Origin of the sequence: Paracoccus bogoriensis (genome assembly GCF_019431455.1) — a bacterium.
GTDB classification, from domain to species: domain Bacteria; phylum Pseudomonadota; class Alphaproteobacteria; order Rhodobacterales; family Rhodobacteraceae; genus Paracoccus; species Paracoccus bogoriensis.
Genome location: NZ_JAHYSR010000090.1, coordinates 1 through 232 on the forward strand (window position 1 = coordinate 1; position 232 = coordinate 232).

General features: G+C 63.8%; 1 protein-coding gene. It reads left to right on the forward strand.

All coding sequences use genetic code 11. The features are described from left to right. Positions 1–232, forward strand: a 232-nt coding sequence (locus tag KY389_RS15185) for an IS3 family transposase (protein WP_219831799.1), incomplete at both ends; no start/stop codon positions are given.

Here is a 232-nt window from a genome sequence, read left to right on the forward strand (position 1 = left end):
GCCGGTCATCGTGGTATGGGCCTGCGAGCAGTGAGACCCCGCTGAACCTGGCGCTGATGAAGCTGATCGATGCGCAGTTCATGGAGACGCCGTTCTACGGCAGCCGCCAGATGGCCCGACATCTGCGAAATCAGGGCTATTGCGTCAGTCGCAAGCGTGTGCGGCGGCTGATGGCGAAGATGGGTCTGCGCGCCGTCTATCAGATGCCGCGCACCACAGTGCCCCACCCGGA